The organism is Paenibacillus sp. MY03 (assembly GCF_002165585.1).
GTDB lineage: Bacteria > Bacillota > Bacilli > Paenibacillales > Paenibacillaceae > Pristimantibacillus > Pristimantibacillus agaridevorans.
Window position 1 is genome coordinate 1 of the sequence record NZ_MXQD01000072.1, and the last position, 24,898, is coordinate 24,898.

Annotated in this window: 20 protein-coding genes; 15 read left to right on the plus strand and 5 right to left on the minus strand. The window is 54.2% G+C overall.

What is annotated here, in order from left to right:
• Positions 1-215: 215 nt before the first annotated feature.
• Positions 216-2,945: an alpha-mannosidase gene (locus tag B1748_RS33725; protein WP_087572362.1), complete on the minus strand. Its 2,730-nt coding sequence runs from the start codon at positions 2,943-2,945 to the stop codon at positions 216-218.
• Between the two features lie 156 nt (positions 2,946-3,101).
• Here B1748_RS33725 and B1748_RS33730 point away from each other — a divergent pair, with 156 nt between their 5' ends.
• Positions 3,102-4,214, plus strand: a complete 1,113-nt coding sequence (locus tag B1748_RS33730) for a GntR family transcriptional regulator (RefSeq protein WP_087572363.1) — start codon at positions 3,102-3,104, stop codon at positions 4,212-4,214.
• A gap of 64 nt (positions 4,215-4,278) precedes the next feature.
• Here the strand turns inward: B1748_RS33730 and hemQ are convergent, their stop codons facing one another.
• On the minus strand, positions 4,279-5,025 hold the full coding sequence (gene hemQ / locus B1748_RS33735; protein WP_087572364.1) for a hydrogen peroxide-dependent heme synthase: 747 nt from the start codon (positions 5,023-5,025) through the stop codon (positions 4,279-4,281).
• Positions 5,026-5,204: 179 nt separating this feature from the next.
• Here hemQ and B1748_RS33740 point away from each other — a divergent pair, with 179 nt between their 5' ends.
• The 13 genes from B1748_RS33740 to B1748_RS33800 all read left to right on the plus strand — a co-directional run bounded on the left by B1748_RS33740 (position 5,205) and on the right by B1748_RS33800 (position 19,968).
• Positions 5,205-5,504, plus strand: a complete 300-nt coding sequence (locus B1748_RS33740; RefSeq protein WP_087572365.1) for a YuiB family protein — start codon at positions 5,205-5,207, stop codon at positions 5,502-5,504.
• Positions 5,505-5,610: 106 nt separating this feature from the next.
• Entirely contained in the window at positions 5,611-7,137 is a 1,527-nt protein-coding gene (locus tag B1748_RS33745) for a replication initiation and membrane attachment family protein (protein WP_087572366.1), read from the plus strand.
• Between the two features lie 49 nt (positions 7,138-7,186).
• A complete protein-coding gene (dnaI, locus tag B1748_RS33750; protein ID WP_087572367.1) occupies positions 7,187-8,143 on the plus strand; it encodes a primosomal protein DnaI in 957 nt (318 codons plus the stop codon).
• Between the two features lie 451 nt (positions 8,144-8,594).
• The gene (locus B1748_RS33755) at positions 8,595-10,349 is read left to right on the plus strand and encodes an ABC transporter ATP-binding protein (RefSeq protein ID WP_087572368.1); all 1,755 of its coding nucleotides are present in this window, start codon (positions 8,595-8,597) and stop codon (positions 10,347-10,349) included.
• Positions 10,350-10,380: 31 nt separating this feature from the next.
• Positions 10,381-10,878, plus strand: coding sequence for a hypothetical protein (locus B1748_RS33760; RefSeq protein WP_087572369.1), 498 nt, complete (start codon positions 10,381-10,383; stop codon positions 10,876-10,878).
• A gap of 232 nt (positions 10,879-11,110) precedes the next feature.
• On the plus strand, positions 11,111-11,614 hold the full coding sequence (locus B1748_RS33765; protein ID WP_087572370.1) for a hypothetical protein: 504 nt from the start codon (positions 11,111-11,113) through the stop codon (positions 11,612-11,614).
• Between the two features lie 34 nt (positions 11,615-11,648).
• Positions 11,649-11,942 carry a hypothetical protein gene (locus B1748_RS33770; protein WP_087572371.1) on the plus strand — a complete coding sequence of 98 codons (294 nt, stop codon included), beginning with the start codon at positions 11,649-11,651 and terminating at the stop codon, positions 11,940-11,942.
• A gap of 24 nt (positions 11,943-11,966) precedes the next feature.
• Positions 11,967-15,152, plus strand: a complete 3,186-nt coding sequence (locus tag B1748_RS33775; protein ID WP_087572372.1) for an ATP-binding protein — start codon at positions 11,967-11,969, stop codon at positions 15,150-15,152.
• A gap of 12 nt (positions 15,153-15,164) precedes the next feature.
• Positions 15,165-16,304 carry a response regulator gene (locus B1748_RS33780; protein ID WP_087572373.1) on the plus strand — a complete coding sequence of 380 codons (1,140 nt, stop codon included), beginning with the start codon at positions 15,165-15,167 and terminating at the stop codon, positions 16,302-16,304.
• A gap of 415 nt (positions 16,305-16,719) precedes the next feature.
• Positions 16,720-17,829 (plus strand): sulfate ABC transporter substrate-binding protein, encoded by a 1,110-nt coding sequence (locus tag B1748_RS33785; RefSeq protein ID WP_087572374.1) that lies wholly within the window; start codon positions 16,720-16,722, stop codon positions 17,827-17,829.
• A 41-nt stretch (positions 17,830-17,870) separates the two neighbouring features.
• A complete protein-coding gene (gene cysT / locus B1748_RS33790; protein WP_087572375.1) occupies positions 17,871-18,704 on the plus strand; it encodes a sulfate ABC transporter permease subunit CysT in 834 nt (277 codons plus the stop codon).
• Positions 18,705-18,772: 68 nt separating this feature from the next.
• Positions 18,773-19,651, plus strand: coding sequence for a sulfate ABC transporter permease subunit CysW (gene cysW / locus B1748_RS33795; RefSeq protein ID WP_087572376.1), 879 nt, complete (start codon positions 18,773-18,775; stop codon positions 19,649-19,651).
• Between the two features lie 56 nt (positions 19,652-19,707).
• Positions 19,708-19,968, plus strand: coding sequence for a YezD family protein (locus tag B1748_RS33800; RefSeq protein ID WP_087572377.1), 261 nt, complete (start codon positions 19,708-19,710; stop codon positions 19,966-19,968).
• A gap of 47 nt (positions 19,969-20,015) precedes the next feature.
• On the opposite strand, the gene ant(6) is transcribed toward B1748_RS33800, so the two are convergent.
• Positions 20,016-20,867 (minus strand): aminoglycoside 6-adenylyltransferase, encoded by an 852-nt coding sequence (ant(6), locus tag B1748_RS33805; protein ID WP_087572378.1) that lies wholly within the window; start codon positions 20,865-20,867, stop codon positions 20,016-20,018.
• Positions 20,868-20,967: 100 nt separating this feature from the next.
• A complete protein-coding gene (locus B1748_RS33810; protein ID WP_087572379.1) occupies positions 20,968-21,114 on the minus strand; it encodes a YqzM family protein in 147 nt (48 codons plus the stop codon).
• 193 nt (positions 21,115-21,307) lie between these two features.
• Here B1748_RS33810 and uvrC point away from each other — a divergent pair, with 193 nt between their 5' ends.
• Positions 21,308-23,158 (plus strand): excinuclease ABC subunit UvrC, encoded by a 1,851-nt coding sequence (gene uvrC, locus B1748_RS33815; protein ID WP_087572380.1) that lies wholly within the window; start codon positions 21,308-21,310, stop codon positions 23,156-23,158.
• Here the strand turns inward: uvrC and B1748_RS33820 are convergent.
• Positions 23,124-24,767 carry a CPBP family intramembrane glutamic endopeptidase gene (locus tag B1748_RS33820; protein ID WP_087572381.1) on the minus strand — a complete coding sequence of 548 codons (1,644 nt, stop codon included), beginning with the start codon at positions 24,765-24,767 and terminating at the stop codon, positions 23,124-23,126. The two genes, uvrC and B1748_RS33820, sit on opposite strands and share 35 nt — an antisense overlap.
• Positions 24,768-24,898: the final 131 nt, after the last annotated feature.

Sequence of the window (24,898 nt, forward strand, 5' to 3'; positions counted from 1 at the left end):
CGTTACTCACAATGAATCGACAGCCTCTTTAAGTCCGTTAGGCTGGAGGCAGCACGCCTGTCGAACTGCCGAATGTCGAGCTGCCGAAAGCCGAATGTCGAATGCCGCATACCACATACCACATGCCACATACCACATACCACATACCACATACCACATACCACATACCACATACCGAATAACATTGGAGTATGTTAAGCCGTTCAGTACAGTCGCTACTTCGTCGTCCCCTTGAAGCCCAACGTCAAAATCTCGGCGGGTTTGACAGGGACCATAATGATGCCATCCGCCGCATCGAGACCTTCCAGCCGCTCCTCCAGGACGTTGCTCCGGTACCAGTCCTCGGCATCGCCAGCCTGGATAACGAGCGTCTGCGGTTGAAGCGTCGCATTGTACCATCTGGCGATCGTATCGCCGCGCTCTTCGTTGGCTTTGAAGGCGGTCAGCACCAACTTCTCGCCCGACCAGTTCAGCCAGGAGTGCCCGGCAGGCAGTTGGCCGGCTTGCACGGCAACTTGCCGCATCGTCCACGGGGTATGGAGCGTGGCAGCTTCGATGGCGGCTACATGCCGGTTCTTGCCACCCGCATAAGGAATCAGCAGCAGCTCCGCGCTTTGTTCGCCCAGACATTGCGCGCCAGGTGTCGGGAATACGCCCCAGTCGCCTAGCTCGCCAACCGAGCGAAGCAGCGTCATGGCAATCGTGTTGCGGCCGTCCCGCAGCAGCTCGTATTCGTTTAACCCTTTGTGGGCAACCGCGAGCCCTGCCTCCGGCTCGTCGATCGCGACGAAGGCTTGGTTATGCTGGCAATTGCTCGGATTGCTCCATATCGCCGAAGGTTCGTTGTCGCGCATGGCCGTTTCGTAGATGGAATCCGCGTGATGCACCTCGGACGTCAGATCGGTCGGGAACAACATGCGCAGGCGATGGTCGCGCGCCTGGTTGTTATAGCTGACCTGGATGGACAGCCCTTTGGCGCTTTTGTCCAGCGTCAGCTTCGTCGCGATAACAAGCGGGACTGTCGCGGCAGTACGTTGCGCCTGGCGTTCCTGAATCGGAACCATCGTCGCCGTCTCGCGGGACAGCAAGTCGTCGGCGCCGGCCGGAATCGCCCAGCGATGCACGATTTCGTATACCGTACGCAAGGAAGAATGCTCCAGTCTTACGATATCCGCCCGGAGCCCTTTGGTCGTCAGAGGGATATCGTTTTGAGGCTGCCTGAAAATATATTCGTTGCCGATATCCCCGACGTTCTCGAATATGCCCAGATCCCGGTATATTTTCCCGTTCTCTTTGTCGAGCAGCTCGAAAGTGCCGTCCTCCTGGATCGTGATCTTCAAATGTTCGTTGTCCATCGTGTTCGCCGCCGGTTCGGAAGCCGCGGAGATCGTCGCATAGGCGCTTGGCTGCCGTTCCTTCTTGATCCATGCAAAGGTGCCGTAGCCAAGAGCGGGGATATCCTTTGCCTCCAATGTAATGCGGAAACAACGCGCCATATAAGGCTGGCGGAAACGATTATCCGGCAAATCGTAGCCAAAACGGACGCCAAGGTCTTCGATGCTCGCGTCCACCGCGTTGCCGCTTGCGTCTATTACGGAGCCGAGAGGGAGTGGAACGGTTTCCAGACGATTTGCGATCTCCGCCGGCGACGGCTCGTACAGCGCCTCCCTCTGCAGCTCGAGCTCGACGCTGACAAGGCCGGAGCGTTGCCAGCCGGAAGTGTTAAAGACGACGAAAGGAACGGCATCCTCTTCGTTCGCGAACGCCGATGTATCGATGGCGCCGGCGACGGCCATCGCGCTTTCTTCCGCAAGACCTTCGGACATATGACGGCTTTTGGCGAACCGGGCCATCATCTCGTCATGCACCTCGTCCACGCTGCAGCCGCAGATGCTGTCATGCGGATGGTTCTGCATGAGCGTCTTCCAATTGTAGGTGAGCAAATGATGGGGGTACTTGGCGCCGACGGATTGGGCCATCACGGCTAAAGGTTCGACGGCTTTCTCCAGCAAAGCTTGGCAGTGCTGGTTGGCTTGTTTGATATACACGCGTGCGGAAGCGGTATTGACCAGCGTTCCCCAGCCGTCCGTCTGCTGGCTCCGAAGCTCTCCGCGCACGGTAGCCAGAGTGTCGGGGGCCGTTTCCCGGACGGATTCGATGTAATCGTTAAAATTCGAATGAATAAAGTCGTATTCTTTATTAAGATCCCTGGCTGTCCTCAGCGCAGCGGCCAAATCCATCTGAACCGGCTGATGATCGCAGCCGTTCATAAACAGCAGATGGGGCGTGGACGCATATTGCTCCACATTCCGAATGCGGCTTTCCCAATACGGAGCCGCTTCTTCCGGTTCCACCGGAATTTCCATGCCGTTATGATACCAGTTCGCGAACAGGATGCCGAGCACCCGCGAGCCGTCCGGCGATTCCCAGTACATTTCGGAGAAAGGCGACTCATAGGCGGCTTCGCCGACGGAATTGTTTGAGCCGGTCGGCTTTACACCGCGACCGAAGACGGCGTTGTCGATGCCGGCCTGTTGCAGAAGCTGGGGAGCCTGGCCCATATTGCCGAAGGAATCCGGAAAATAGCCGATTTTGGACACGGGACCGTACGTTGCCGCATCTCTATGCCCGATTAAAAGATTCCGCACGTTCGCTTCGCTGCTCGTCAGGAACTCGTCCTGCAAAATGTACCAAGGGCCTTGAATGAGCCGGCCTTCCCGAATATAATGCTCGACCTTGTCGCGAAGCTCCGGCCTGACTTGCAAGTAATCGTCCATGATGATCGTTTGCCCGTCGAGATGGAAGCTCTTGAACTCGGGATCGCGGTCCAGAAGCTCCAGCAAGCTGTCCATCAGCCTGATAAGCTTCAAGTGATGCTTTTCGTACGACATGTACCATTCCCGGTCCCAGTGCGTATGAGAAATAATATGAATTTTCTTTTTCATGGTTTCACGCCCCTTAATATACAAGTATACAACTTGAAGAATGTTGAATATATGACAACTTAAGCTTTATAATAGTTCATAAAGACGTCATTGTAAATAAAAATGTTGATGCATGTTACATTCACTTGTATACTTGTATTGTAAGGGGGAGAGACCATGAGCAGAAATGGCAAAAGCATGCCGATGTATGCGCAGATTCGCGAATATCTACTGGATGGAATCGAGGGCGGGACATGGAGCGGGGAGGAGAAGCTGCCCTCCGAGAACGAGCTTGCCGAGAAATTCGGGGTCAGCCGCATCACGATCAAAAAGGCGCTTGACGGGCTTGTCGAAGAAGGCATCGTCTATCGGATTCAAGGCAAAGGCTCCTTCGTTTCCGAGAACGGCAAACCCCGGCTGTATGCATCCGAGAGACTGCAGCATCGCAAATCCTTCGTTTGGCTGCTCATGCCGAGAGTAAACAACTTGTTTACGAGCAGCATTCTAAGAGGGGTCGAGCGTACCTTGGACGGAGCGGGCTGCAAGCTGATGTTCAGCAGCACGGATGATTCCCCAGAGAAAGAGAAGGAGCTGCTGGCCGAAGCCTTGGAGCTTGGCGTCAGCGGTGTTATCGTCTATCCCGCGGTGGGAGAAGCCTATAACGAGGACATCCTTCGGATGGCGTTATCCCCGTTCCCGGTCGTCATTATCGACCGTTATCTGCGCGGGTTTGAGACGAATTGCGTATGCACGGACAACGTGCAGAGCTCTTACGAGGCCGTAAAGTATTTGCTGGAGCTCGGGCATCGGTCCATCGCTTTCGTTTCGACTCCCGTTGAAGGAACTACCAGTCTGGAGGATCGGTTGACGGGTTACGAGAAGGCGTTGTCGGAGCATCTGATCCCCGTGGACCGGAGTCTGATCGTCGAACCCTTCGATGAGGAGAAGATGGAGCGCTTGCTGAAGGAGCAGCCCCGTATTACGGCCGTGTTCGCATGCAACAACGACATCGGACTGCGGGTCATTAGAGCTGCGGAGAAGGCGGGGAGGAGCATACCGGAGGAACTTTCGGTGCTGTTCTTCGACGACTTTGAAAATTCGGAGTGGTTCCGAATCCCGCCGAGCTGCGTCGTGCAACGGCCGGAAGCTATCGGCCGGGAGGCGGCTTCCATGATGCTCCGGCTGATCGAGAATCCGGGGGCGCCGCGGCAGCGTGTATCCCTGCCCGCGAAGCTGGTCGTCCGGGAGTCTACCTCGGCGCCGCCCGGAACGACAAAAACGACAGTCTGACGGTAGTCGGACTGTCGCTTTTTATTGGACGAATTCGCCCCTAGAATTGAAGGGCAGGAGGAGTCTAGATCTTCAACAAATGAGAGAATTTCTCGTTATCCAGAAAGTTGCCCACGTAGAAATCTCCGAAATCGGCGAATCGCGCGCTAACCTCGTCGAAGCGCATTTCATAGATAAGTTTCTTGAATTGCAGCGCGTCGTCCGAAAATAACGTGACGCCCCACTCCCAGTTGTCGAAACCGACGGAGCCCGTGATGATCTGCTTTACTTTGCCCGCGTATTTGCGGCCGATCATGCCGTGGCTGCGCATCATCGTCTTGCGGTCGTCCATGCTGAGCATATACCAGTTATCATTGCCGTCGCGGCGCTTGTTCATCGGATAGAAGCAGATATGTTTCCACTTCGGAAGGATCGGCTTAAGGCGAGCGACGATTTCCGGATTCTCCAGTGGATCGCTGCCCGGCTGAGCCATATAATTGCTAAGCTCCACGATGCTCACATAAGAGTGTACGGGATAGGTGAAGCTTGCGAACGTTGTTTTATTGAAAGCCGTCTCGAGCTCGTTCAACTCCTCCAGCGTCTCGCGAAGATGCATGATCATAAAGTCCGCCTTCTGGCCGACGATGGAATAAACAGCCGTGCTGCCGTTCTTCTGAGCTTCGACCTCCGCCCATTGCGCGAGGAATCCATGCAGCTCGTCCAGCGCCGTGGCTCGTTCTTGTTCCGTCGCGAGGCGCCATGCGGTCCAGTCGACGCTGCGGAAGTCATGAAGGGCGTACCAGCCCTCTAATGTTTGTGCGGCTTCGCTCATCTTGCGTATTGCTCCTCTCGGATTGCTTGTATTTGGTTGCCCCTATTGTAACGTAACCCGCGGCATGCGAGCAAATGACGGACTTGTGACATTTGGCGGGCGCCAATTGACTTCATATTTAGCATTCATTAAACTGTAAGAGGTATTGTAAGGAATGATTGAAAGGGGTCGTAAGGGCAATGATCGAAGCCATCCAAATTATTATCGCGACGGTGCTGTTTTTCGTTATGATGTTCGGCATCGGATTTATTCTGAATATGCTTCTCAAGACGACGTGGTTTCCAATCGGACTTTTTGTCGTCGTCCTGATCGGACTTGCGATCTGGGCTCCGTGGCCGGATGCGGACAATCCGACGTTTGCAAACATCGGCACTTACACGCTTGTCTATTATATTCCAATAACGGGAGCGCTCATTGGCGCTTATGTAAGCGGCTGGGCGATTCGGGCCCTGCGCAAAGGCGGCTACAAAATGTTTTGACGACAAAATCCCTCATCCGGGGGATTTTTCTATTTTTCAAAGCCGTCCTAAGAATCGACATTTATGCTAGAATGATAGGTAGTACGCAAGGGATGGAGTCGATGCAATGCGCATCCAGAATATATTGCAATTTACGGAACATCATCGCTATTACATATTTCGCGGATTCACGCTCAGCAGCACAGATGACAAAATGTTGTCCCTCATCTATCAGCCTATGGTCGGCGCCTTCGCAATCGCCTTATATAGACAGCTGTATCACGGCGTTCCGGAGGACCGAACCGGCTACTCCCGCCTGGAGCCTCAGCGGCGGCTGTTTCTTGGGCTCGGTCTCGAGATGAACGAGCAGAGCCGCAAGTTCGTGGTCGAACAGACGTCCAGGCTGGAAGCGGTCGGCTTGCTTCAGACATCCAGGCTAGGCGGCTCCGAGTTGGCGGAGGTTGTCTACGAATACGAGCTGGAGCAGCCGTTGTCGCCGATCGAATTTTTCCGCAATATGCATCTCGCGATGCTGCTAAGGGACAAAATCGGCAAATATGCCGTTATCGAGCTTAGGGAGTCGTTCGGAGCGAACGAACCCGACGAGCTGGCCGGCGCGGAGTTAACAAAGGAAAATATATCTGTGCCTTTCTATGAGCTGTTCAAGCTGAATATGCAGTCGTTCGATACGGAGCTGGAACAAGCGCTGACGGAGGTGGCGCCTACACGGCAGGCGGTTAGGTCGGACCCGACTGCCACGGCAGGCATACCTTATGGCGAGCTTATTCTCCACTTCCCCCGCTCTTCCGGCAATCGCGCTTACGTGGAGCGGCTTCGCGGAGATGCGGACGGCATGTCCCAAGTGAACTATGTTGCCTACAAGTATGCGCTGACGGTCGTAAATATATGCCGTCTGCTGGATGAATCCGGCGTTTTCGACGCCGCGGGCAAGCTGAACGTGGACGAGCTGCAGCTCAAGGCGAGCAGTATGTACCGCCAGGATCGGAAGCGCGAGGATGACCGCCAGCGCGTGCTGGCCAAGACGAAGGTGTTCGCGGAGCCCGATCAGGTAGAAGAAGAGGTGGAGGAAGTGGCGGTGGCGGAGCAGGATTATTTGCCCGTGCCGAACGCGCTTGCGGGCCGCTGCGATATTCAGCAGTACAATATGCTGATGCGCAACGAGCCGCATACCCGCTTTATCCGCCGCTTCTTCCCCGGCGCCATTCCCGGCTGGCTGGAGCAAGTGATGGAGCGAATCGATCTGAATTATCGGCTGGCGGAGCCCGTCATTAATGTCCTAATCCATTATGTTATCGGTGGAACGGACGACAGCCGGATTACGAAGGCATTTCTCGATCATGTCGCGTCCAACATGCTGATGAAGGGCGTGGATTCCTTCGAAAAGGCCGTTCAGTACGTGCGTCTGCAGGCCCAACTGGAGCAGGACAAGGAGAAACGCAAGGAAGCAAGCGCTGGTTCGGGCGGGGGTTACGGAGGCGGAAGGGCTGCCGGCAATCGCGGAGGTTCCGGAAGGGCGGGCATCTCGCGCAAGCCGTCTATTCCTATCGTGGGAGAGGCGGAGACGTCGTCCGTTTCGGCCGCGGAGCTGGAGGAGCTTCGCAAGCTGGCTCGCAAGCTGGACGGCAAGGGTTGATTGGAAGCTTGTTGTTTGTTGAACGGGAGACACGAAGGGGGAGAGGAAGATGGAATCGTTAGGCGAATTGCTGAAGTCGTGGCCGGCGGGTCAATCCTTGACGGAGCAAGCGGAGCGCAAGCTTGCGGAGCTGATGCGCGAGCCGCTCATCGGCAAGCTGCTGGACAAGTATCCCGATCTGAACGAGGATGTTCTCCGGTTGAACCTGAACCGCGTCTACCAATACGTGACGGAATACCGGAATTGCTCGAACTGCCCGGGACTCGACCAATGTCCGAACGACTACGAGGGCCATTACACGCTCCTTAGCTCGGAGACGGTGAACGGGCTTACCCAGCTTTACGACCGCAAAGTATCCTGCAAAAAATATTTGGCCCGCCAAACAGAGGATGCAATTCGCAGCCGGATTCGCAGCTTCTACGTAGATGATTCCGCGCTGCGGAGAGGCTACTCCTCAGATGAAATTCTGACGACGGATCTGGAACGCGCCAAGGCGGTCGGCCAGGTTTTGCGTTATATCGACCGGACAAAGGACAGCGGCCTGCAGGAGGAGGGGCTGTATCTCGCCGGACGGTTCGGCACCGGCAAGACTTTCCTGATGTGTTACCTGCTGCAGGAGCTGGCGAAAGCGGGGTATTCCGGCGTTATCGTCTATATGCCGGATTTCGTGGAGGACTTGAAGGCTTTAATGCATGAGCCGGGCAAGCTGAAGGAAACGGTGGAGATGATGAAGGAAACCGATCTGCTTATCTTCGACGACATTGGCGCGGAGAATTTGAATCCATGGGTGCGCGATCATGTGTTAGGCGCGATATTAAATTACCGGATGGAACGGAAGCCGACCTTCTATACGTCTAACTATGATTTGGACGCTTTGGAGCGGCATTTCAGCTTCACGAGCAAGGACGGAGACGAGCTTCACAAGGGACAGCGGCTGATGGATCGCGTTCGTCCTTATGTGGAAGTGGTCATGGTGACGGGAGAGAACAAACGCGGGCGCAAGTAGCTCGCGTTTTTTGCGTAGGAAAATATGCACCCTACCAGACTTGTAAACAAAAGGCTGAAAATAAAATCTAACAGACACCAGCAACTCTATTAGTCCGGATACTTTCGAGTCATGCAGGCGGTATCGCTGGTCCCGGTGTCATTTAGTCTAATTGACTGACATGCTTCATGGAGTCTGCTGGCGACATTTGATCTTTAATAGGTATTGTGACAACGAAGCGCAGTCGCCGGTTCGCGCACCTGTGCATTTTAATAAGGGGTTTTCTGCTGTCTTCGGATGAGCGGAAAACCCTTTGTCTGTTTATTCCTGTTTACTCCATGACCATAATGCTCGAAACAAAAAGATTTTTATCCAAACCTGACATGAAGCGCTTTCTTTTCAGTTTGCAATCAGTGTGCATAGGTAATATGGAGGAGATTGCGATCTGGTTTTTGTCAAAGGAGACGAGTCGATGCTGTTTAAAGTCATAGCTTCATACATGCGTTCGGCGCCACTCCTGTTTGTTGGCATTGCCGCAGGGGGACTGTTTGAACTAACGTTCCACTACTTGTCCGCGCTCAGCTACAAATATTTGATCGACAAAGCGCTGTTGCCGAAGGACGTATCGGTGCTTGCGGTTATCGTCGGCGCGCTGCTCTTGCTTGGACTGCTTAATGTCGTGCTTGGTCTAACAGGCGATTACGCGAAAGCCAAGCTTGGCAGCCGATTGATATTCGATTACCGATTACGGTTATTTCGGCATATTCAGAAGGGGACCGGCCGCTTCTACCAGCGGTTCCCGGTCGGAGATCTGATAGCCCGGTACACGGACGACATCCCGAACATCCATAATGCCGTCATGCAGACGGTCTCGACCGGTTTCGTATCGGCGTTTAGCGTTGCAGCCGGTCTTGCAATTCTGTTCGGGATCGAATGGAGGCTGACGCTCGCCGTAATCGTCGGTTCCGTGCTGCTGGTTCTCCCTTACCGGCTGTTGAAATCCCGTTCGCTTCGTCTCAATATCGCTTATTCGGAGAGGTTAGGACGCTTCAACGGGGCTATCGACGAAAATTTCAAGCTTCATAACGTCATTAAGGGGTTTGATTTGAGAGAGTCAATAAGAGAGAAGGTAGAGGATAATCTGCGCGCTATGTTAGCTATTGGCGTGAGGAGAAGCTTTATCCATGCGAACCTGCAGCGGCTTCCGCTGCTCGCGGTGTCGCTTCTGGGTGCGATCGTGCTTAGCTATGGAGGATATCTGACGTTCGCGGACCAAATCTCGATCGGCTCCTTTATCGCATATAATTCGATCTTTATTACGGTCGGGCAGTCCTTGTTCGGCCTTGCCGCGATCATTCCGTATCTCCTCTCTTCCCATACAAGCTTTCGGAGGTTGCAGGAGGTCATGGATGCGGATCCGGGCGCGATTCCTCGAGGCGCGAGGGAGCTTGCGCCGATAAGCCGGGAGCTTACGCTGAGCGGCGTTACGTTTGGTTATGTCCCCGGCGAACCCGTATTGCGAAACATGGATCTTGCCATTCCGGCAAAGGGGTATACGGCCATCGTTGGCGCCAGCGGCTCCGGCAAAAGCACGATCCTGCAATTGCTGCTTCGGTTCGAGGAGCCCTCGATCGGTCGCGTTCTGTTTGACGGCGTGGATATTCGGGATTGCGACGAGTCGTCGCTGCTGCGGCAAATCGGCGTTGTATTCCAGGATTCGCTGCTGTTTGACGGAACGATCCGCGACAATATCCGCATCGGCAAACCGGAGGCGGTTCAATCGGAGGTCGAGGACGCTGCCCGCGCGGCGGGCATCCACGATACAATTGCCGGATTCCGGGATGGCTACGACACAAACGTGCACGAACAAGGCGGGAATCTGTCCGGCGGACAGAAGCAACGAATCGCGCTTGCCAGGGCGTTAATCCGGCAGCCGGCCGTGTTGCTGCTGGACGAAGCGACGTCGGCTCTGGATGCGGAGACCGAGCAAGCCGTTCGGGCCGCAATCCATGCGTATGCGCGGTACGGCGCCGTCGTATCCGTTACACATCGATTGACCCAAGCCTTAAGCGCCGACCGTATCATCGTGCTGGAACATGGCCGCGTGGCGGAGACGGGAACTCACGAAACTCTTATGGCAGATATGGGGGTCTACCGGCGCGTGTGGGAGCTTCAGAAGGAGGAAGGGAATCGCGGCGCGGAGTCGCGAGAGCACGTTTTGGCTTAAACGATCTGCAAAAATTAGGGGAGTGAACCGCATGTCAACTTGGACGATTGCAGTGACGGAAGCGGAAAGGGAAGAGGCAGCTTTATTTATTTGCAAACATAGCGCCGAGCTCGGTCTGCGATACAACTGGTGCACGATAATGAATTCGTTGGTGTATTGTATCGAAGACAACGGCCTGCTGATCGGCAGGGGACAGGACGGCGGCATCACAGGCGTCCTGGCGCATACCGTCGGAACATTGGAGGACGGCTATAAGGATCGAAGCCGGATCGAGGTTCATCTTCTGTTTGTTGAAGGAGGACGGAGAAAAGGCGCGGCGATACTGCCTGCTGTCCGCTTATTAACCCGAAAGCTGCTTGAGCAGCCGACGGAGGTGAGCGAGATCGTGTTTTTCGCGCCCGCCACGGAAGACAACAGGTGGAGGTTCGGCGGAAGCGCGGAATTAACCAAAACGACTGAACCTCCATGCGGGAGGCTGGACTTTTATACCGTCGCGTTCGACCGTATGCTTAAGCTCGATTATGCGTAAAGCGAGGTGAAACGGCTGCGCCGTCCATTGGCGGCGCAGCCGTTTCACCTTGAAGCAGGTTTTTAATACTGTGCTTCGTCGCGTTCTATCGTGCCTGCCATAGGCGCGTTGCAAGCCGGAGCTCCCATATCGTTCACCACCTTATAAAGTAATTAATAGAAATATATACTATTATTTTAAATTATGCAATACTTATTTGAATATATTAATAAATAATGAAGGAGATTGTCGGATGAAAATAAAAATATGTGAAAATAATACAGACTGGAGTCGATATACAGAGTTTTATTTAATGAATAGACATGATGTTATTGCTGGATACACAGTGAGCAACGCGATGCTCGACGTCAAACATTTCATCAGGCACGGCAGAGGAGCGATTCTTCTGGAGGAGCCGGATGAAATCATCGGGATCGGAAGCTTTGTGCTCGGGCTCGAGGAGCGGAAATTTGACCGCAAAGAAATTGCGGTGCTCGGAAATTGTTATTTCGTGGAGCGGCATCGGAGCACCCGTACATTTATCCGCGGCTTGCAGGTGCTGGCCGAGCAGATCGGCGCGTCGAGCGACGGCGTCCGGGAAGTACGTATTCCGGCATTGGCCGAGAACCGGTATACAAATAAACTTTATAGCAAAATTGCCGATAAAATAGAGACAAGAGATTCGGCCTACGGCCCCGTTAACATGTATGCGACCAGCTTTCCGGCGTTCGTCGCCTATTGCGATCGGTTCCGCTGATATCAAAATTAATGAATCGAGGTTCAGCTACTTTATGAAAAATGTCAAAACAGCGCTCTTTTTACTTGCCACACAATTTTTGTACGTATTCGGCACTATATTTTGGGCGATTTTCGTGCTAATGACGTTGTTGATGATGGACCAGGCGGATGATATCAATACGGTTCAGATGTTGTCGATGATCATGATGTACCTGTTCCCGGCGGCTTCGATCGGAGCGCCTATCGCCAGCTGGATATTCTACCACAAACGTCAATTCGCGAAGGCCGCATGGATCGGCGCGATTCCGCTGCTTTGGGTGTTTCCGTTTTTTGGTTTCTTCGAGTAATCGTATTGGACGGTGAAATTCGAGATGTTACAGAAGCGGCCCGTCAGGCTGGCGGCGCTGATTGCGATTGTTCTCGCGCTGATGGCCTCGATCGCGCTCCCACTCTCCGGGGTGGCAATCGGCGAGGCAGAACCGAGGGCGATAGATGGCGTGCTGGATTTGAGCAAATGGAGCCTGGAGCGGGATGGATCGGTTCGTCTGAACGGCGAGTGGTCCTTGTTCAGGGAACGGCTCGAGACGAAGAAAAGCGGAATAACCGAGGCTAATAACGGCTTGTTGGCGAAAGTGCCCGGGGAATGGACGGCATACGGTCTGCCGGGCCGCGGTTATGCGACATACCGGCTTCAGGTGGCGACTGCAGACATCCAGGGTTCTCTCGGCCTGCATATTCCAGCCATCGCTCCGGCGTACCGGATCTTTGTGGATGACCTGGAGATTGCCCATGCCGGAGCGGTAGCGACGGATAAGGCGGAGACGCGTTCCGCTTACAAGCCGCAGACTGTCATCTTTTCTCCTCCGTCCGAGACGTTTGAGCTGACGATCCAAGTCGCCAATGTGATTTACCCCGAAGGAGGCATCTGGTACAGCATGACGCTCGGCACGGAGCGGGAAATGTTGAGCCGGGAGAAACAAAGCTACTTCGTGGATATGGCCGTATTCGGCGGATGCGCCTTGCTCGGCTTGTATCAAATCTCCGTGTTCCTTCTGCGCCGTTCGGAGCGTTCGACGTTATACTTCGGCATATGCTGCCTGCTCGGCGCGATCCGGCAAGGGGCGGTCGGGGGCATGTACTTGGTCGAGTTATTTCCGGATATCCCCATTCGGATGATTATTCAATTGGAGTATTTGACTTATTACGGCGGGGTTACGATGGCTCTATGGTTCGTGAGAGAGCTGTATCCCCGGGAGTTCGGCGGCAGGCTGATCAAGCTGCTTGCCTGGATCGGCGCAGGGTTCATCGGGACGGTGATCCTGCTCCCCGCAGAGACGTACACAGGCTTGATCGGGTATTTCAAAGCGCTCTCGTTATTCGCGCTTGCCTCCATTCTTTTTGGCTTCGCGCTGGCGTTATGGCGGGGGCGGGCGGGAGCGCTGCTGCAGTTGACGGGCTGGCTCGTTTTCGTCGCGGCGGCGGCGCATGATATTTTGTACAGCAACGGCCTGATCATCTGGACCGATATGCAGCTCGTACCTTACGGGTTCATCCTGCTGGTATTTATCGAGGCGCTGGAGCTGGCCAGACGATTTACAAACGCTTATAGGACGATCGGGATGATGTCGGACGAGCTGATCGCGACGGATCGCATGAAGGATGAATTTTTGGCCAACACCTCGCATGAACTCAAGACGCCGCTTCACGGCATTTTGAACTTGTCCCAAGCGTTGTCGGAAGGCAAATCGGGGGCGATTAACGCCGTCCAGCAAGAACAACTGGAGGTGATCGTGTCGGTCGCCCGCAGAATGTCCAATTTAATTAATGATATTTTGGATCTGTCCTTGCTCAAAAATAACGGCATCCGATTGTCGAGAAGAGCTGTCGACGTTCGCGCGGCGGTGTCCGCCCAAGAGGAGGTATTTCGCCATTACATCGGGCAGAAGCCCGTCCGGCTAAGGCTCGAATGGCCGAATTCGCTTCCCGATGCATTTGCGGACGAGAACCGCCTTCTGCAGATCGTGTACAATCTGATTGGAAACGCGATTAAATTTACGAAAGAAGGAGAAGTGGTCGTATCCGGATGGGCGGACGGAGGGATGCTTCATATCGCCGTCGCCGACTCGGGAATCGGCATTCCGGCGGATAAGCTGGAGACGATCTTCCGCTCCTTTGAGCAGGTGGGCACTTCCGTTGCCAAGGAATACGGCGGAACCGGACTCGGGCTCGGCATTGCCAAGCGGCTGGTCGAGCTGCACGGAGGCCGCATATCGGTCACGTCCCGCGTCGGCGAAGGCTCCGTCTTTGCGTTCACCCTCCCGATCGCGGACAGAAACGCAAAAGTTTCGTCAACCGAGGCAGCCCTCCGCGCTTCCCATACCGGCGGAAGCACGCGTTTGCATGCGGGCTCGGCCGAAGTCGCGGCGTCTTCCGCTACGCCTTCCGAAGCGTCGCGCGCGCCGGCGTTATCGGGGGCGGCGCGTCTCCCCGTTCGCGCCGAGGGAGAGGCGCCGAGCGCGAGCGAAAGCGGTCGTCATTCCGCAGAGGCTATTCTTGCCGTCGACGACGATCCGGTGAACCTCAAAGTGTTGCGGACGTTGCTGGCGGATGAACCTTACGAGGTGTTGACGGCGGAAAACGGACCGGAGGCATTGGAGCTCCTGGAGAAGATGGGGAGGCGGATTCGTCTCGTCATCCTGGACGTTATGATGCCGGGATTATCAGGTTACGAAACCTGCCGCCGCATCAGGGAGACATTCGCGTTGTCCGAGCTTCCGATATTGTTAACGACGGTAAGGAACGACCCGGAAGATCTCATGTGCGGCTTCGAAGCGGGGGCGAACGACTTCTTGCCGAAGCCCTTTCACCCGCATGAATTGCGGGCCAGGGCGCGCACCCTGCTGGAGATGAGATGTTCGGCGGAAGAAGCGGTCCGTTCGGAGATGGCATTTTTGCAAGCGCAGATCAAACCCCATTTTCTATATAACGCGCTCAACACGATCATCTCTTTGTCGCTGGACGAACCGAAGACGTCTCAAAATTTGCTGATTCATCTTAGCCGTTACTTGCGAGGCAGCTTCGACTTCCGCAACAAACAAAAGCTCGTGCCGCTCCGCAAGGAGCTGGAGCTGACGGAGGCCTACATGCAGATCGAACGAGCGAGATTCGGCGAAAGGCTTACTGTCGTTTACGATGTGGAGGACGAAGCGGCATGCCTGCTCCCTCCGACGACCTTGCAGCCGCTTGTCGAAAATGCCGTCCGGCACGGCGTCACGAAACGGGCCGCAGGCGGCACGATTGCCGTTGCGGTCAAGGTCGAAGGAGAGGAAACGGTCATTACCGTCGAAGACGACGGGATCGGGATGGCCGAGTCCAAAGCGTCTTCGGTTCTGCTCGCGAAAGAACCGGAAGGAGAGAGCGGCGTTGGCTTGCGCAACATTCATAAGCGGCTGCTTCAGTTGTACGGAAGAGGACTCGATATCGACAGCAGAGCGGGCGCGGGCACAAAGGTAACGCTTCGCGTACCGACGGTCGGCAAAGATAATAGAGAGAGTTGAGGAGGGGCCGCATTGATCCGGGTAATTGCCGTAGATGACGAACAGCCTGCTTTGCGAAGAGTAGGACAATTGCTGGAGGGAAGGGCGGATGTGCAAGTGGCGGGCTTGTTCGCGGGCTCTGCGCCGTTCCTTGATTATGTGCTGGCGTCGCCGGACACCATCGACTTGGCGTTGCTCGATATCGAGATGCCGGAGCTAAGCGGGGTGGAGCTCGCCAGGAAGCTGCGAGACATAAACCCGGACATTCACGTCGCGTTCCTGACCGCGTACGAGGAATATGCGAGGGATGCTATCGACGTCGAGGCGCTCGATTACTTGCTCAAGCCGATTACGGAAGCCGATTTGGACAGAACGCTTAAGCGGGCCGGGAAACGGATGCAAGGACGCCGGGCCGATAGCGCTTCGCCAGAGCGGCCGAGTCTCGCCGTACGAAGCTTCGGTCCTTTCTCCGTGACGACGGAGAAGGGGGAACGGGTGAGGTTCCGCAATTCCAAGGGGCGGGAGCTTCTGGCGCATTTGCATCATGCCAGAGGAAGGACGCTGAGCAAGTCGCAGATCCTGGATAGCCTCTGGTACGGGCAGGACGTGGAGCGGACGCAAGTGAACCTTCATACCACCGTCTACCAGCTGCGAAAAGACCTTGAAGCTTGCGGGCTGGAGGGCACAATCGAGCTGGCGAAAACATCCGGGGGCAGCTACTGCCTGCAATGGCCGGAGGCTATCGAAGACGATGTCGTTCTCTATGAGCAGGCATGCCGGGAATACAAGGAGACCCGATCCTTGCCGCCGCTCGTTCGCGCTATCGGACTGTACGGAGAAGGTTTCCTGGCAGGCAGCGGTTATGGCTGGGCCGCCCCCCGGCAAACCGAGCTTGAGCTCGGCTTCGCGACGCTTCTGGAAGCGCTGGCGGACGTATACGTATCCCAGTCGCGTTACGAGATCGCGCTTAGCCCCATGCAGCGGCTGGTGCAGCTTCAGCCGCTCGACGAGAGGCTGCATGCAAAGATGATCGCCCTTCTGCTGCTGGCGGGCAGGGAAGGGGAAGCACGGAGATATAGCAAGCTCGTGATCGATCTTATCGATGATTCGGAGCAGTCGGCTCTGTTGGACTTCGCGCGGCTGTCGGCGGATCCGTTCTCCTTGTTCCGGTAATGGATATGCATCTTTCGAGGGCTGCAGCCTGCGGAGATGCTCTTTTTTTCGCGAATTCCGATGTAACCTGACATGAAGCACTTCCTTTTCGATATAGTTGAATAAGAAATTTTTCCCGGTTCGTTTAATGAGGGATAATCGTCTAAAGGGACATGTTTGCACATTTTCTCATATTGGAAGAAAGTCTAAAATTGTTATGTAAGCGATTCAAATCCTTATGTATCAAGGGATTTCGGGTTTATAAGAATATCTTATGAACCTTGGTTTCTTTGCAAATAAATGGTTGACAGTGTACGGAGACGGCTGGTAATATTCTTTCATAACCAACTAAACGGGTAGGAATAATGGATAAATGACCGGACGAACCGGAGTTTACACTTCCCTACGCAAACTAAATGAATAGGGGTGTTCGTCTATGAAAAACAAATTTTCGCGCATCAGATCTATCGTCCTTATCTTGGTCATTTCCACTTTACTTGCCGCTTGCGGCGCACAAAACAACGGTAACGGCGGAGCGAGCCCATCGCCTACGAACGCGCCTTCGGACGGTTCGGCCGCGGCACCGGAAGCAAGCAAAGAACCTCTTCCTCCGGTTAAATTATTGAACGTATCCTATGATCCGACTCGTGAATTCTATGTGGAATACAACAAAGCATTCGCGGCGCATTGGCTGGCCGAAAAAAATCAAAAGGTCGAAATCGATCAATCGCATGGCGGTTCCGGCAAACAAGCAAGAGCGGTCATCGACGGTTTGAAAGCGGACGTTGTGACGCTGGCGCTGGGCTACGACATTGATGCGATCGTAGAAGAAGGAAAATTATTGGACGAAGAATGGCAGAAGCAATTCGATCTCAACAGCTCGCCGTACACGTCGACGATCGTATTCCTCGTTCGCAAAGGCAATCCGAAAGGCATCAAAGAGTGGGGCGACTTGATTAAGGAGGGCGTCGAAGTTATTACGCCAAACCCCAAGACATCCGGCGGCGCGCGCTGGAACTACCTCGCAGCCTGGGGTTATGCACTGAAACAGAACAATAACGATGAAGCGGCAGCAAAACAATTCGTATCGGATCTGTTCAAAAACGTGCCTGTTCTGGATACCGGCGCTCGCGGTTCGACAACAACTTTCGTAGAACGCGGAATCGGCGACGTGCTGCTGGCATGGGAGAATGAAGCATATCTGTCGATCAACGAGTTGGGGCCGGACAAATTCGACATCGTATACCCTTCGCTCAGCATTCTTGCGGAACCTCCTGTAGCGATCGTCGACAAAGTCGTAGACAACCACGGCACAAGAGAAGTGGCGGAAGCTTATCTGCAATACCTGTATTCGGATGAGGGGCAGAAGCTGGCGGGCAAAAACTACTACCGTCCGACAAATCCGGAGATTGCGAAGGAGTTTAGCGAGCAATTTCCAAGCCTTGAGCTGCTGACGATCGCCGATTTCGGAGGCTGGCAGGAAGCGCAGACGAAACACTTCTCGGACGACGGCATCTTCGACCAAATTTATACGCCAGGTTCTTAAGGCATGAACGTTCTCTCTCATAGGATCGGAGCTGATTTCTCATGAAAGGTTCCAAGGCCCGCAGGGCGCTTCCGGGGTTCGGACTGTCGCTGGGCTTCACGCTCTTCTACATTAGTCTTATCGTTCTTATCCCGCTTGCGGCGGTGTTCTTCAAGACGTTCGAGCTCTCCTGGGCCGAACTGTGGAGCACGATTACGAATCCAAGGGTTCTGGCGTCGTATCGAATCAGCTTCACGACGGCGCTGTGGGCGGGATTGATCAACGCGGTGTTCGGCCTTCTGGTCGCATGGGTGCTCGTGAGGTATCCGTTCCCGGGCAAAAGGTTCATCGACAGTCTTGTCGATATTCCTTTCGCTCTGCCGACGGCGGTAGCGGGCATCGCGCTCACAACGATTTACGCGAAAACGGGTTGGGTAGGTTCGCTGCTTGAGCCGCTGGGCATCAAAGTCGCGTACACTCAGCTAGGCATCATTATCGCGCTTGTGTTCATCGGCTTGCCGTTCGTCGTCCGGACGGTTCAGCCGGTGCTCCAGGACCTGGAGAAGGAAACGGAGGAAGCGGCGGTTATGCTTGGCGCTTATAGACGGCGCACGTTCTTCAAAGTCGTGCTGCCTGAGCTTATGCCGGCGCTCCTGACCGGATTCGCTCTCGCCTTCGCGAGGGGAATCGGCGAATACGGCTCGGTCGTCTTCATCTCCGGCAACATGCCGATGAGGACGGAGATTGCTCCGCTTCTTATCATGACCAAGCTGGAGCAATACGACTACGCGGGCGCTACCGCCATCGCGGCGGTTATGCTGACCGTATCCTTTATCCTGCTGCTTATCATCAACCTGCTGCAATGGCGGATGAGCAGACGCGCCATACCGGATTAAGCTGCATGCTTGATTGCAGTTATAGCCCGACCATCATTATGAAATAGGATGCAAAGGAGCTGATTCGGATGGCTGGCGCCATTACCGTCTATGGAAACAAAGAAACGGCCCAAAGGCCGAAACACATAACAGAACCCAAATATGTGCAGTGGATTCTGATCGCGATCGCGCTGCTATTTTTGGGACTCGTCGTCCTGCTGCCGCTCGTATCCGTCTTCGTGGAAGGTTTTAGAAAAGGCGCGGACTTGTATTTCAAAGGACTGACGGAGCCCGATACGCTTTCGGCGCTTAAGCTGACGCTTATCGTAGCCGCCATAGCGGTACCTCTGAATACGGTGTTCGGCGTTGCCGCGGCTTGGGCGATCAGCAAGTTCCAGTTCAAGGGGAAAAACTTCTTGATTACTCTGATCGATCTGCCGTTCGCGGTGTCCCCCGTTATTGCCGGCCTAATCTACGTGCTCATGTTCGGAGCGCAGGGTTATTTCGGTCCCTGGCTCGATGATCGCGGTATACAAATCGTATTCGCTGTACCGGGCATCGTGCTTGCCACCATTTTCGTGACTGTGCCTTTCGTCGCTAGAGAGCTAATACCGCTTATGCAGGCCCAGGGAGTACAGCAGGAAGAGGCGGCGGCAAGCCTGGGCGCGAAGGGAGGCTCCATCTTTTGGCGGGTGACGCTGCCGAATATCAAGTGGGGTTTGATCTACGGCATTATCCTATGTAATGCCAGGGCAATGGGAGAGTTCGGAGCCGTCTCCGTCGTATCGGGACATATCCGGGGACAGACGAACACGCTGCCGCTGCACGTGGAGATTCTGTACAACGAATATCAATTCTCCGCGTCGTTCGCGGTCGCATCGCTGCTCGTGATGCTTGCCGTGATTACGCTGATCGTGAAAGGGATTGTCGAGTGGAAGTCGGGGGCATCGCATGCCGGCAACCATTAAAGTTGAATGTTAACGCTCAAATTGTGGCAGGAAAATCAATGATGGAGGGGATTGTAATGGCAAAGCCGCTTGAAGTCGATGAGGTGTGGCAAGAAAGAATCTTGGAGCAGGTGAACGGTCTCGAGTACGGTCAGGTGGTTATTACGGTCCATGACGGAAAAATCGTTCAGATCGACCGTACGGAGAGGAAAAGGTACGACGCTCCGGCATCAAGGGGAACCGCCGCGGAAGCCGGGGGCCAGGATCAGCTGGCTGCGGGAAACAGAACGCGCGGCAAATCCGGAAAGCCCGGCGAAACGTTAAGAGCCGTTCAATAACATAGCGCAAGCAAGGAAACACGCCTCCCCGGAGGCGTGTTTATTCGTTAGCGGCCTTGCAAGATTCGCTCAATATATGTACTTACGACTTCGTCGTAATTCGGGTAAGGGTAGCCGAATCGCCTGGACTGCGTCGCGGAATATGACCGGAACAGGTCGAAGCAGCTATGCAAGGAACGTCGCACGCTCTCCGCATCATCCAGCCGATAAGTCGATAACAGAATAAGCCAATGTTCGTTCGGAAGATAACGGTCGATGAACTTGTAGTTTTTCCCCACGCTGAATCCGTAACCGTGCTCCGCGCCGATTTCCCATGACATCATCCTTAGCAGGTTGGGACGTGCGACCTCGTTCAGATGGTCGATCGCGAACAGCAATTCTCCTCTTGCAAGTCCCTTTGCCACATAGGTCGATACCATCCAAAATTCATTGCAGCAGTCGTCAAACTCCCTCGCCGTCGGCTGGCGAAGCCAATATTGCCGGTCGGTTGCGGCTAGACCCGGCGGACTAATCCCATCCTTGTCAAGCAGGATTTCCACTAACCCGTCGCATTCCTCAAAATAACGATCTGCTTCGTTTACGGGTATTAGCGTCAGGTCTACTTTGTTGCCATCTTCCATCAGCATGATGTAGGAAAACCATGTGCCAAGCTCGGAGGGAAACAGCTCCATGTCTTCCGGCTTTTGCATCATGGAGCGTTTGCCGAAAGCATCCAGCCAGTCATCGCTGGATTTGTAAGCATTCATGTCCGTCACGAAATAAGTGATGTCGTAATCCTGATAATCGTCCGGCGCGATGTTGACGTTCGTCCTGGAACCTTCCAGGACGGCCAGCCGAATGCGGGAGTCGTTGCCGGCGAAATCGACGAAGATCTGCATCATCTCAAGCGTGGTTCGCATAAGCGCAGTTCAAACCTCCTTCACTCCATATAAGGAAATAACGACAAGAGCCGTATCCGCCTATGCAGGCGGTTACGGCTCCCCATGACGTCATCCGAAATTAGGAAATGACGAATTTCACAATAACGGCAACGGCGAAAACAACGACCATGAAACCAAGCATACCGCCGAATCCAAACACTACATCCATCAAATCGTCACGCGGTTCTTCATTAACATGCTCGCGCGGATCTCTGACATTTTCCATCCGTAACGTCCCCCTTCAAAGCTGCACGTCCCACTTATCGTCGTAAGACTCCGCTTATGACTACATACTGATAATAGTATACCCAAAACTTCGAATGATTGTAAAGGACATCCGCGACAATAATAACGCAAATTTGCCCGGAAATATGCTAAAATGTGTACAGGTGTTCGGTTGGCGGGAGGAGGATACAAGCATGGATATAACAGGAGAACAAAATTCGGTCAGGCCCGAGGCAGTATTGGAGGCCATTCGCAACAAGCTGGCGCTGCTGCCCGACAAACCCGGCTGTTACCTGATGAAGAACAGAGACGGAGTCATCATTTACGTAGGCAAGGCCAAGGTGCTAAAGAACAGGGTCCGCTCCTACTTTATCGGGAGCCATAACGGCAAGACGCAGCGGCTCGTATCCGAGATTTACGATTTTGAATTTATTATTACGGGCAGCAACATGGAGGCGCTCATTCTGGAGTGCAACCTGATCAAGCAGCATCATCCGCGTTATAACGTCCTGCTCAAGGACGACAAGACGTTTCCTTATATCAAAATTACGAACGAAGCGCACCCGAAGCTGGAAGTGACGAGGCGCATCGTTAAGGATAAAGGCAAATATTTCGGCCCATATCCCAATGCGTTCGCGGCCCAGCAGACCAAGAAGCTGCTGGATCGGCTGTATCCGCTTCGCAAATGCAAGACGCTTCCAGACAAAGTATGTCTGTACTACCATTTAGGGCAATGCATCGCCCCTTGCGAGTATAAAATCGAGAAGGCGACGTACGAAACGATGATCGGCGAGATTACACGCTTTTTGGGTGGCGGGCATGATGCCGTCAAAGAAGAGCTGCAGCGCAAGATGGCGGAGGCTGCGGAGGCGCTGGAATTCGAGCGCGCCAAAGAATACCGGGATCAGCTCATCGCAATAGAAGCGGTTATGGAAAAACAGAAAATTACGATGTCCGATTCCATGGACCGCGACATCTTTGGATATGCCGTGGACAAAGGCTGGATGGCTGTTCAAATTTTGTACATGCGCAATGGCAAGCTGATCGAGCGGCATGGTACGACCTTCCCTTATTATGGGGAAGAATACGACGATTTTATGACGTTCGTTACGCAATATTACAGCGACAATCCCGCATTGCCGAAGCAAATTCTGCTGCCGCTGCCGCCGGAGACCGACAAGGAGGGAGAGGAACTGGTTATCTCCTCCCTGGGAAGCTGGCTGAAGGTGAAGGTGCTTATGCCGCAACGGGGCAAGAAAAGCGAAGTCGTGGGCATGGCTCAGGACAACGCGCGCAATAGTCTCGACGAGAAATTCCGGCTTATTGAACGCGACGAGGAGCGAAGCGTCAAGGCGTCCCAATCGCTTGGCGGCTGGCTTGGCCTTGATGAGATTCGCCGGATCGAAGCGTTCGATAACTCCAACATTCAAGGGACGAATCCCGTCTCCGCGATGGTTGTGTTTACGGACGGCAAGCCGGACCGCAAGGAGTACCGCAAATACAAGGTAAAGACCGTCGTCGGCTCGGACGATTACGAGACGATGCGGGAGGTAATTCGCCGCAGGTACGAACGAGTGCTGAAGGAAGGATTAACGCGACCGGATCTCATCGTAGTGGACGGAGGCAAGGGGCAGATCTCGGCGGCGCTAGACGTGCTGGAAAACGAACTGGGTCTGTACATCCCCGTATGCGGCCTTGTAAAGGATGCCAAACATAAGACGGCGCAGCTGATGACCGGGGATCCCGCAGAGATTGTGCCTCTGCCCCGGGACAGCCAGGAATTTTACCTGCTGCAGCGGATTCAGGACGAGGTGCATCGATTCGCGATTACGTTCCACCGCGAGCAGCGCGCGAAGTCCATGGTCGAGTCGCGTTTGGATGCCATACCGGGCATCGGGGAGAAACGCAGAAAGCAGCTTCTAAAGCATTTCGGGTCGCTCAAAAAAATAAAAGAGGCCTCAGTCGAAGACTTCAGGCCTCTCTCGATCGGCGACAAGCTCGCCGGCGACATTATTGCGGCTCTAAGGGACGAACCGTCGACATAATCGACGGATTCGTCCTTTTTTTGCGCCTATCCCAAAACCGGAGCACGTAAGCGATCAATACCGGCAACAGGACGAAGAAAATCGCGGATGTAATATTCGCCGCCCCGCCCACCATGATGAGCGAGCTGCCGACGGCTATGCTGTTGAAGATGGCATGCGTGAACATCGCCGTAATAAAGCCGTAACGGACGAAAATAAAGCTGAACAGAAGTCCGACGACCATAAGCTCGAACAGGCGGGTCGTGGAAGGGTAGAACGGATACAGGACATGCCCCAGCGACCAGAACAAAGTCGGAAGTATCGCAGCCGCGAACGTGTTTCGGAACCACTTGCGGAACAGGCCGATGCCAAAGAATCGGAACACGGCTTCTTCGGATATTGCCGCAGCCCAGGCCAGCACGGGCATAAGCCAGAGCACGCTGAAGTTGTAGGGAGACATCGTGACGTCGCTTGTGCCCCATGTCCCGATGAGAACCTCCAGCAAACGGAAAAGGAGCGGCTGTATGCCAAGCAGAATAATCGCGAACAAGTAAGACAGTCCCATGCTCTTCCATACGTAGTCGCCATAACCCGGCTGGCCGAGTCGCGGCCAGAGCTGCCGTCCTTGCGCCTTCCATAGTCCGTCGCCGGCGACGATGGAGAGATAAACGGAAGCCGCCATCGGGATGGAGACGAGCACGGTAATGACCATTGTGACCAGCAGGATGCTGTCATCGAACGGCGCTTCGCCTTGTGACGCGATTAATCCGTCAATGACGCCTACATTCATAATCACGTATGCAATGGTGAAGATGACTGTTAGCACCCAGCCATATTTGAACGAGGTGAATTTGCGGTAAAGAATGGCGTATACGATTGCCAATATGCCGAGAATGACGCTCATCAGCGCGTAGCCGATCCCCGTCAGCCAGCCGGCAAGTTTATCTTGGCCGCTCACATAAGACTTATAGCTTGCCGGAACTTCGAAGGTTGGTTTATATTTCGTGATGATCGGCTCTCCGTCGACGGACTGCACCTTAAACGACACGTGTAGATCGGCTTCGCCTACAATGGAAGGATCGCCGTTCGCCGTTAAGCTCCATTCGCCTTTATTGTTTAAGGTTAAGTCGGATGGGGAGCTCCCCGGCAATGGTTTGTTTTGCAAATACTGTTGCAGCAACTCGCGTTGCTCCTGTTCGGCAACGGTATCGCCTTCCCTGAGATTAAAGTTCCAGGCGACTACACTGCCGGTATACATATTGAGATACACAAATCCGGTACCCTTACGGTCCGCGAAACGCAAGTTAACCTGGAACGTGTCGGTCGGGAAGTTGACGCCGTATTCTTTTTCGAATTTCTGAGACAGCTTTTCTTTGGACAGATAACCGCTGAACAGCTTATCGGATTGATGGACAGCCTTTTCGTCGCGCACATCATAACCGGTGGACTCTTCGGCGAACGAGACTGCCCTCTCGAGCACGATTTCCTTATCGACAACCTTGCCTCCGTAGGGATGATCCTGGACCGAGACGATCATAGGGACGATTTCCAGCAGCGTAAACAGGATTCCGCATATAATAGCGGCGATTCCGTAACGCTTCCACTCTTTGCGAGTAATCATTTCAGTCATGTTTCACCTCTGGTAGGATTATGATTCCGTTCTTTTTCCTTCATTACCATATCATATCTTTGGGTATTAGTTCCAACGACGCACCTTCTTGTCGATCTCATCATAAGATTGGCGGCAGACGCCTTATGAAC